At 47.7% G+C, this 9,825-nt stretch carries 8 protein-coding genes and 2 pseudogenes; 8 read left to right on the forward strand and 2 right to left on the reverse strand.

Annotation, left to right across the window (positions count from 1 at the left end):
• Window positions 1-24: 24 nt before the first annotated feature.
• From L1028_RS17785 to L1028_RS17820, 8 genes and pseudogenes are all read left to right on the forward strand, one after another.
• Window positions 25-906 carry an ABC transporter permease gene (locus L1028_RS17785; protein WP_423803059.1) on the forward strand — a complete coding sequence of 294 codons (882 nt, stop codon included), beginning with the start codon at window positions 25-27 and terminating at the stop codon, window positions 904-906.
• A 12-nt stretch (window positions 907-918) separates the two neighbouring features.
• On the forward strand, window positions 919-1,794 hold the full coding sequence (locus L1028_RS17790; RefSeq protein ID WP_234536194.1) for a carbohydrate ABC transporter permease: 876 nt from the start codon (window positions 919-921) through the stop codon (window positions 1,792-1,794).
• Between the two features lie 21 nt (window positions 1,795-1,815).
• Window positions 1,816-2,946: a glycoside hydrolase family 88 protein gene (locus L1028_RS17795; protein ID WP_423803058.1), complete on the forward strand. Its 1,131-nt coding sequence runs from the start codon at window positions 1,816-1,818 to the stop codon at window positions 2,944-2,946.
• Window positions 2,947-3,087: 141 nt separating this feature from the next.
• Window positions 3,088-5,382 (forward strand): chondroitinase-B domain-containing protein, encoded by a 2,295-nt coding sequence (locus L1028_RS17800; RefSeq protein ID WP_234536196.1) that lies wholly within the window; start codon window positions 3,088-3,090, stop codon window positions 5,380-5,382.
• A 160-nt stretch (window positions 5,383-5,542) separates the two neighbouring features.
• A complete protein-coding gene (locus L1028_RS17805) occupies window positions 5,543-6,559 on the forward strand; it encodes a glycoside hydrolase family protein (RefSeq protein ID WP_234536198.1) in 1,017 nt (338 codons plus the stop codon).
• A gap of 466 nt (window positions 6,560-7,025) precedes the next feature.
• Window positions 7,026-7,148: pseudogene (locus L1028_RS17810) on the forward strand (LysR family transcriptional regulator); the annotation flags it as partial.
• Between the two features lie 461 nt (window positions 7,149-7,609).
• On the forward strand, window positions 7,610-8,536 hold the full coding sequence (locus tag L1028_RS17815) for a VanZ family protein (RefSeq protein ID WP_234536201.1): 927 nt from the start codon (window positions 7,610-7,612) through the stop codon (window positions 8,534-8,536).
• Window positions 8,537-8,738: 202 nt separating this feature from the next.
• A pseudogene (locus tag L1028_RS17820) lies at window positions 8,739-9,018 on the forward strand (MarR family transcriptional regulator); the annotation flags it as partial.
• Between the two features lie 227 nt (window positions 9,019-9,245).
• Here L1028_RS17820 and L1028_RS17825 read toward each other — a convergent pair.
• The gene (locus L1028_RS17825; protein ID WP_234536204.1) at window positions 9,246-9,428 is read right to left on the reverse strand and encodes a hypothetical protein; all 183 of its coding nucleotides are present in this window, start codon (window positions 9,426-9,428) and stop codon (window positions 9,246-9,248) included.
• 197 nt (window positions 9,429-9,625) lie between these two features.
• Window positions 9,626-9,825, reverse strand: a 200-nt coding sequence (locus L1028_RS17830; RefSeq protein ID WP_234536207.1) for a hypothetical protein, incomplete at its 5' end; no start/stop codon positions are given.

Here is a 9,825-nt window from a genome sequence, read left to right on the forward strand (position 1 = left end):
CTGCCGCTTAATATTGCGAAAGACATGGTTAAGAACAAGTATTTGTACATGATGCTTACTCCTGTTTTGTTATATTTCATTATTTTTCATTATTTCCCGATGTACGGTTCGATTATTGCCTTCAAGGATTTTAACCCCCGGCTTGGAATTGGGGGCAGCGCGTGGGTAGGACTTGAGCATTTCAAAGACTTTTTTGGCGGGATGTATTTTTGGCGGGTGTTTAAAAACACTCTGATGATTAGCTTGTACGATCTCATTTTCGGTTTTCCCGCCCCGCTTATTCTCGCCTTGTTGCTTAACGAGGTGAAAAATGCGCTGTTCAAGCGTTCGGTTCAGACGATTACTTATTTGCCGCATTTTATTTCGCTTGTCATTATTTGCGGCATGATCAAGGATTTTACGAGCAGTGAAGGCGTCATCAACGATATTATCGCATTTTTCGGCGGTGAGCGGGTTACGATGCTGCTGGAGCCGTCTTTTTTCCGGACAATCTTCGTTTCGTCGAATATATGGCAGCATATAGGCTGGGGTACCATTATTTATTTGGCCGCTCTGTCTGCGATCGATCTCGAGCAATATGAAGCTTGCAAGATCGACGGAGGTGGGCGCTGGAAGCAGATGCTTCATATTACTCTACCCGGTCTGCTTCCCGTTTTCGTTATATTGCTCATCCTGAACATTGGCCGAATTATGAGCGTTGGCTTCGAGAAAATTATTCTGTTGTACAACCCGACCACTTATGTGACAGCGGATGTCATTTCCTCGTATGTGTACCGGATCGGGCTTCAAGATTTTCAATTCAGTTTCAGCTCCGCTGTCGGATTGTTCAACTCCGTGATTAACTTCGCGCTTGTTATCGGCTCCAACTGGATAAGCCGGAAGTTGAACAATACGGGTTTGTGGTAGAGGAGGGTTCGCATGCGAGTAAGCTTGGGTGAACATATATTCCGGGTTTGCAATACGCTGTTTTTGTCAGCACTCATGATTGTAACAATGTACCCAATTCTATACGTGGCATTTGCTTCATTCAGCGAACCAGCGCTGATGATAGCGCATAAGGGCATTCTTTGGAAGCCGCTGGGCTTCTCGCTTGAAACCTATGAGGCGGTATTCAGCAACCCGATGATCCTGCTCGGCTACCGCAATACGTTATTTATTGTCATTGTAGGCGTGGCTCTCAATTTGCTGCTTACTTCCTTTGCCGCATACGCCTTGTCCAGAAAAACGTTGCAATATCGCAAGCAGTTTACGTTGTTTATCGTGTTTACCATGTTTTTCAGCGGTGGATTAATTCCGTTCTACTTGCTGGTCAGAGGGTTGGGCATTACGGACACACTATGGGCGCTGATCCTGCCTACCGCAATAAGCGCATTTAACCTCATTATCATGCGAACATCGTTCGAGGCAGTGCCGGATGCGCTGGAAGAGTCGGCCAAGATCGACGGCGCCAACGACTTTGGCATTCTGTTCCGCATCTTCCTGCCGCTATGCAAGCCCGTGCTTGCAGTGGTAGGCCTATATTACGGAGTAAGCCACTGGAACTCCTGGTTTAACGCCATGATCTTCCTTCAGGATCGGTCGCTGTATCCGTTGCAGTTGATCCTGCGAGAAATTTTGATTATTGGCGAGGCAACCTCCATGGCGGAAGGAGCCTCCCAGGATGAGATCATCATATTGGGCGAGACATTGAAATACGCCACGATTATGGTAGCGACCCTTCCGATTTTTCTGGTCTATCCGCTATTACAAAAATATTTCGTGAAAGGCGCCTTGATCGGTGCCATTAAAGGTTAGGAGAAGGGGTGGAATTCAGAGATGAGCAATGAAAATGTGAAATTGAAGCCATCCGAGCTGACGGCTTGGTGGGATAAAGTGAAGATTAAAGTTGATCATATGATCGAAGCGGGCTGGACAGAAGCGCCGCATGTTTCGGCGGCGGGCAAATATGACCAGATCAAAGTGGATCAGTGGATTTCAGGCTTCTGGCCGGGCATTCTGTGGATTCTGTACGATATGACCGGCGAGCAACGTTATCGGGACGAGGCGGAGCCTTGGGATGAACGCATGGAGCAATGTTACTTGCGGGACAACCATTTCCACCACGATGTTGGCTTTCAGTTCCTGCCAACATCGGTTATCCGCTACAAGCTGACCGGCGACCCGGACGCTCGGCGGCGCGGGCTGTTCGCCGCCAACTATCTGGCAGGCAGGTACAACCCGGCAGGACAGTTCATTCGAGCTTGGCCCCGCAACCAGACGGGTTGGTCGATCATCGATTCGATGATGAATTTGCCGCTTCTGTTCTGGGCGAGTGAAGAAAGCGGTGATCCGCGCTTCAAGCATATTGCGGTCGCCCATGCAGACATGGTGCTTCGCTCATTCATCCGAGGCGACGGCTCGGTGCATCATATCGTTATCTTCGATCCGGAGACGGGCGAAGTGGAGCGTTATGACGGCGGACAGGGCTTCGCGCCGCAATCGTCCTGGTCGCGGGGCCAAGCTTGGGCGCTCTACGGGATGAGCTGCGCTTACCGCTATACGGGAGAAGCGCGTTACTTGAATGCGGCGAAGGGGGTGGCGCATTATTTCATCAGCGCGTTGGCGGAAGACGATGTGCCGCATTGGGATTTCCGTGCGGCGACCGACTTGACGGACGAGCCGCGCGACACTTCGGCGGCGAGCTGCGCAGCATCTGGCTTGATCGATATCGCGTCGCAGGTGGCTCCTGAGGAAGCCGCTTTATATCAGCGCGCGGCCACGCGCATTCTTCGCTCGCTGTCGAACAACTACAGTGCGCTCGACAAGCCGGAGTATGAAGGCATCCTGCTCGGCGCAACCGGTCATAAGCCAGTCAATACCAACATCAACGTATCGCTGATTTACGGCGATTACTATTATATTGAGGCTTTGGCGAAGAGCAAAGGCTGGAGCCAGCATGTTTTTTAAGCGGGATCAAAGGCCGTAATCACGAAGCCGGGAGGACAGTAAGCTCCTCCCGGTTTTCGTATTCTTGAGAGGAGGTGCCGGACGGAACGAAGGAATGATTCAATGACCATCATTTCATAATGGAAAGGATGAAAATGAATTATGGGAACCAAAAGTATGACGTGCATTATTTTGATCTGTATGCTGGTTGCGTTAATGCCAGGAACGGCGAGGGCGGCTGATACGAAGTTCACAATTGGCAGCTCCGACGTGACGGCAAGCGGAGATGACGGCAACGTTCCAGCTAACACGGTGGACGGCGATTTCTTAACACGGTGGTCGGCGAATGGCGACGTGCAATGGATCCAGTACGATTTGGGTGTAAATCGCAAAGTGTCTTTTATCAAAATTGCATTTCTGAATGGGTCAAGCCGCACTTCTACTTTTGATATTTTGACGTCTACGGACGGTTCCACCTTTACGACCGTCAGCAGCGGAGTTGTGAGCAGCCTTGTGGAAGGTCTGCAAACGTTCGATTTTCCGGATGTCGATTCTACCCGCTATGTCAGGATCGTTGGGCACGGCAATTCCTCCAACCTGTGGAACAGCTATTCTGAAGTTGAACTCTACGGTACCGCGAGCGGATCTCCGCCAGACGCAAGCAAGTTGGCGATTACCGTGCCACAACTTATGGCCAGCGGAGATGACGGCAATATCGTCGCGTATACAATCGACGGCGATCTTAACACACGCTGGTCTGCGAGTGGCGAGGGGGAGTGGGTCCAATACGACCTTGGATCGAGCAAGCGGGTGGAATACGTGAAGATCGCCTTCACCAACGGGGCGGAGCGAACCTTCGCTTTTGATATCCAGACTTCATATGATGGTTACAACTTCAGTACAGTGCTTTCGGGAGCGGTCAGCAGTCTGAGCAATAGCTTGCAGACGTTTGATTTTGCCGATGTTGCCCCCGTCCGCTTCGTTCGTATTGTTGGTCACGGCAACTCGGTGAATGTCTGGAACAGCTTTACCGAGGTCGAAATTTATGGTAGCGATTCTAGCGGCAGTGGTAGCGAAGGGACTGTCGTCGAAGTTAGCACTTCCACGCAGTTGGCTGCCGAGCTTGCAACCGCTACCGCGGGTAAAACGATTGTGTTGGCAAACGGTACGTATTCGCGTACAAGCCCGTTTGCTGTTCAGAACAAAAACGGCACTGCCAACGCGCCAATCGTCATTAAAGCGAAAAATCGCGGTCAGGCTATCATCTCGGGAGCATCAGGCTTCCGCGTCGAGAACTCCTCGCATGTGGTGCTAGACGGATTAAAGTTTACGAACACAAGCAATGGCGCAGTGGTGTTGGAAGGCTCGCACCATGTACGACTGACCCGTAATACGTTTGCGCTTCCAAGCTCGGGGAGCGGCCTGATGTGGCTGCAAGTGCGGGGCACGAATAGCCATCATAACCGCATCGACCGGAACGACTTCGGACTGAAGAGCGACACCGAACCGCTGATCGCTTACGAAGGACAGGACGGCTCAGGACAAATTTCACAATACGATATTATCGAATACAACTATTTCCATGATGTAGGCCCATGGGTAGCTAACGGCAAAGAGACAATTCGTCTCGGCTTGTCGGGTCTTACGCTCTCCCACGGCTATAATACGATACAATACAATGTATTTCAGAATTGCGATGGAGAGCCGGAAATCGTATCAGTCAAGAGCAGCAGCAATTCGGTGCGCTTTAATACATTCCGCACGTCCAAGGGTAGCCTGACGCTGCGGCATGGCCATAACAACAGCGTATATGGCAACTTCTTCCTCGGGGACGGCGTGGAGTCGGATCAGGAAGGCATCCGGATGTTCGGCAATGACCATAAGATTTATAACAACTACTTTGAGAATTTGACTGGCGAAGCAATCTACTTGCCTAACGGCGACTTCGACGGCGGTACTGGAGGCTCCCCTCCAAGTCCGACGGGCGAAGAATTGCGCAAACAATGGAAAGTTTACCGGGCGCTTATCGTCAACAATACGATTGTAAACAGCAAAACCGGTATCGTCATCGGCTCGGGCAAAGCGTATGCTCCGCAGGATTCCGTCGTGGCGAACAATATCGTTTACAACAGCACCGGCACGCTTTATTACGAGGCGGCGACAACGAATACGCTATTCCAAGGCAACATCGGGTTTGGCAGCACTATTAGCAACAGATCGCGCAGCTCGGAGCAGATCCGAAATATCAATCCGCTGCTAACTGCGGTGAGCGGCATTCAGAAACTGTCCGCGAGCAGCCCGGCAATTGATGCAGCCGTGGGGACATATGCGTTAGTGCTGGCGGATATGGACGGTCAAATGCGGGCGACAGCAGATGTGGGGGCGGACGAATATTCCGGCGCGCCTCTACTGAATCGCCCGCTAGCGGGCGATGATGTGGGGCTGAATACGCCTTAGGATCAATATATGTGCAAGCATGCCGGCGGTTGGTTCGCCGGCATGACTTTGTCGATCCATTGATGTATGGAGCATTCCTGTTATTCACTTCATTTGGAAGGATGGGAGACAATGATTCACAGCAATTATGGAGCAGCGGGAAAAAAAGAGGTGACTGTACATGCATACTAGCACAATGTTGCCAGCTCCGCGTGGCGGCGGCTTCCGTATGGAAGGTTATTGGGTATGGTGCGGTTCCGTCGTGCAAGGCGAGGATGGCAAATTCCATATGTTTGCCTCGCGCTGGCCGAAAACACTGCCGATGCATCCCGGCTGGATGGCGGCTTCGGAGATTGTCAGGGCAGACTCGGATACCCCCGAGGGACCGTACCGATTCTGCGAGGTGGCGCTTCCGGCGAGGGGAGCGGAGTATTGGGATGGACGCTGCACGCATAACCCCCATATCGTCAAGCACAACAACAAATATTTGCTTTATTATACGGGTTCGACCCATCCGCTAAGCGATCCAGAGCCGCCCGGGAATTTCGGGTTAACCGATCCTCAATGCATAGTGGCGCGGGCGAACAAACGGGTAGGTCTGGCTATAGCGGACAGCGTTTTGGGCCCGTGGCGCAGAGCGGACGAACCGATATTGCCAACACGACCCGGCCGATTCGATAGTTTTCTGACCTCCAATCCGTCTCCGTGTGTCCGGGAGGACGGTTCCGTGCTGCTGATCTACAAGGCACGTCACTACGAAGGCAACCTTCATGGCGGCATGACGATTGGCGTTGCGTATGCGGATCACTACGAGGGGCTTTACCGGGTGCTGAGTGACGAGCCGGTGTTTCCTCCAGAGTCGTTCCATATTGAAGACCCTTTCATCTGGCAAACAAACGAAGGATACAATTTGATCGCCAAAGATATGGAAGGGCATCTATGCGGAGAAAAATACGGCGGCATCTACGCCAAGTCGCCGGACGGGCTGAAATGGAGCTTGCATGGGCAGCCGCAAGGCTATTCCCGGACGGTGCGTTGGGATGACGGCACGGTGCAGACGCTGGGCAATCTGGAGCGGCCGTTCCTGTTGTTCCAGAACGGCAAGCCGACTCATTTGTTCGCAGCCGTCTCGAACGGCAGTGATGGTTTTAAGGACGCTTCCGATACGTGGAACATGGTTATACCTTTGAAGCAATGATTCACTGGGGCTGTGGCAAATTATGAACCGGCTCGTGGACAAGGGCAATACAGTAGCGAAACATTCTTTCACAGGGAAATATTTAAAATAATCATGGCTTTTCTGATTGAATCAGACTGTTCAAGCACTAAACACTTGATATGATAGTCCGACTTACGTAAGAATATCAAATCAGATTAAAAATTGTTTATACCTAGCCACCTTGCGTACTAAAAGCGGGTGGTTTTTTATTTCAGACAACTTATTATTTTTATCGAGAAAAACAGGGGCGTATAATGTGTAACAATATATACAAATGTCGGATGACAAATACGAATGCCCATATCAAAATGAAAGTGTTAAACACAACATTCAATCAATGAGGTCATACACACATGGACAAGTTGAAGAAATCCATGTAAGAGGACAATAACATGATTCTATTGCCACGAGCCTTAGTTTGGTAAAATTAAACCATTCCTATTGGAATCACGAATTGGTACGAGCGATAGAATTATTATGGCACAGGAGTCGGAGCATTTCGCGAGCTGCTCTGGAATTCCGTGAGGTAGTTGTAGAATATTTTGGAGCGATATCCAAACAGGCGTAATCAGTACTTCAGCAAATACTAAAGAACTTTCCGGCGTTTTCTAAGAAAAGCATGTAAGTTAACAAGAATGTTGTACGAATAATATCCGCGATAATCGCGGTTTTATCGGAATATAATCTTGTCATTTCTCATTGTCAAGATTACGTCCCGAATACGTTTGAGACCAAGAATTTTTTCCATTTTCCAATAGATAGATTAAAATTGTTCTATTACGCTTTATAAGAAAAGAATGCTAGCGAGAGTAGCATTTGTATTGGTCATTCGATGGCTCACAGCATAAAACCAAGAAAGATGGAGATATTCATGTCCAGAGTGTGATAAATAAAGGCATGAATTCGGATTCTATTTTACAAACAAATCGTTTAATAAGCTTAAGTGACTAAAATGTCACTTCAATGTCACTATAATGTCATTTTGGGGAGATATACTAAACCCATCGATAAATTATTAAAGGAGATATTATGGAAGTGAAATTACGGAAGCCCCTCTTTGTAGGAGCAATTTTGTACACGCTGTTGATATTATATTTTATGTTTTTTGCTTTCAGTAGATTAGATCATTGGAACAGCGATTATGGATACACATTTATACTTGTTCCTGAAGGAGTTCCGCTTCGATTTCCAAAACTAACTTTTTCATGGGTATACAACTTTGGAAACATTGCTGCCTTTATCCCTTTTGGAGTAGTAATTCCTCTGTTGTATCGTTCCAGTTTTGGGAAGTTCATATCCTTGTTTGTCTTGACGATTCTCGTTCTGGAAACGATGCAGGCTTTAACTCATCTTGGCAGCTTTGATGTAAATGATGTTATATCCAATACATTAGGTGCAGCGATAGGATTTATCGCCTATAAAGTTGGATTTTCTTCAAAAATTTCTTATAAAAAGCTTATTGCTTCAGCCGTATCTATTGGTATTCTTCTTGTTGGAGTAATCGTGATCTCGGAAACCATCAATTATGTTGTAGCGAAAAGAGAAAGCCCGATTCAAGCATTACACGAAGTGAAAGAAATGAATGGAACCATGCCTATGACTGAAAATCTTCCAAGTTTCACCGTAGCAGGCAAGAAAATAGAACCCAAAATGAACGTGTATAACAGTGAAGGGGATAAAAGCAAATCATACACCTACATCTTGGGGAACAAAAAAGATGTGACGTTCTATTCTTATTTTGGCATTCCAGACAAGGGAGATTCCAAGGGAGAACTCACTATATTGGTAGATGGAAACCAAAGAGTTCATTATCAGTACAATGAACAATATAATAATGGAGCAGAACCTTTAGATATACCATTTTATGACAAGGTGAACGAAATTACGATTATCGTTTCCGGGAACGCTAAACTATGGGACGTTGGATTCAGTGAAATGAAGCATTGGTGGGAGTGAAGAACAAACACGCAACAAATAGAAACAGCGATAATCGCGGCAAGGCTGTCAAGAAAGTCTCGACAGCTTTTTTTTATATCATAATCATTTAATACAGTACCGCGTTAATGTTGCGGAATGATTGTCCAATACGTTTCGTTGCGCCCGCTCGTGACACGTCCCATATCCTAGTGTATTATGCCTGTAAACACAAAATAATTATATGAACAATAATAATAATGTAAAAAATGACATTAACGCTATTCCCTCGCTTGTACCAATCCAAGCGTCAGATTGATCGCTATAACCTAGACATAGACGCACAGGCTATACTCGTCGCGTCTAGACTAATGGCAGCAGGAGCCAAGCTTGGACATGCCGTGGAGATTCATTTCTCCAGATTCGGTTTATCAATAGGGCGCTATCGTTTTTTGGCAGACCTTGAAGATAACGATGGAGAAGAGTTGCCTTCGCAATTAGCGGAGAATCTAGAGGTTACACGCAGGAGCCATTTCACGGCGCTTCTTCGCTCCTTCCTCCGTCAAAATGACCGATCTCTGACGGACATCGTCACGTCGAAACGAAGTCCGATTTTTACAGATCGTTTGTTCAACTTGATGGCGGAAATTATTTCTGCACACCAGGAGAAGAAGGAGGGCTGATCATTCAAAGATACCCATACAGAAGGGCATTACCATTTGGTACGGTTCAGCAGCTCTAATTGGCACGGTTATTGCTTGGCTTCGAGATGACATGCCCTATAACCCGGCACGGTTTTGTAAGCATAGGCAAGTACACGCAGTGCTCTGCTGGAGAACTCCTCATTGGCTTCACTGAAACGTTCAAGAACTTCCGGGGTCATCGGCACTTCTTTTCCACTTAATAGTACAGGCGTGTATAGATCAAAGCGCACATCCGGCCCGCCTTTGGTAATTATCAGATTATGTAACGAAAACAAGGTTAACGAAATGCAGTAACGGCGCGGGTTTGCGACATTCCCGGGTTATTATTTTTGTTCGGTTAAGGTGAAAAGCATCAGGTAGTCGGCGTGTTTGGGGATGTCAAAGAACGTAGACAATATAAGTCCGGAATGGTGAAACGCGAAGAAACTTACAAGGCATTTGCAAGGGATGACGATGGGCAAAACATTGATATTGATATTAAATTCATAAAAGACGTTAAATGGGGGAGTGATATGCTCCCATCATAGTAGACAGTAGAAAAAACAAAAATTTCTACTGCTACAATGATGGGAGTTTTTCTAATGTCTAAAAGAAGTCCAGCCTCTTTAAAAGTAAAATTACATGTCG

The sequence above is a fragment of the Paenibacillus pseudetheri genome (genome assembly GCF_924513355.1).
GTDB classification, from domain to species: domain Bacteria; phylum Bacillota; class Bacilli; order Paenibacillales; family Paenibacillaceae; genus Paenibacillus_AQ; species Paenibacillus_AQ pseudetheri.

Excerpts from the sequence above, each read along its gene's own strand:
- L1028_RS17785 (WP_423803059.1), top strand. The coding sequence starts at position 25 with ATGGTTAAGAACAAGTATTTGTACATGATGCTTACTCCTGTTTTGTTA.
- L1028_RS17800 (WP_234536196.1), top strand. The coding sequence starts at position 3,088 with ATGGGAACCAAAAGTATGACGTGCATTATTTTGATCTGTATGCTGGTT.
- L1028_RS17790 (WP_234536194.1), top strand. The coding sequence starts at position 919 with ATGCGAGTAAGCTTGGGTGAACATATATTCCGGGTTTGCAATACGCTG.
- L1028_RS17815 (WP_234536201.1), top strand. The coding sequence starts at position 7,610 with ATGGAAGTGAAATTACGGAAGCCCCTCTTTGTAGGAGCAATTTTGTAC.
- L1028_RS17805 (WP_234536198.1), top strand. The coding sequence starts at position 5,543 with ATGCATACTAGCACAATGTTGCCAGCTCCGCGTGGCGGCGGCTTCCGT.
- L1028_RS17795 (WP_423803058.1), top strand. The coding sequence starts at position 1,816 with ATGAGCAATGAAAATGTGAAATTGAAGCCATCCGAGCTGACGGCTTGG.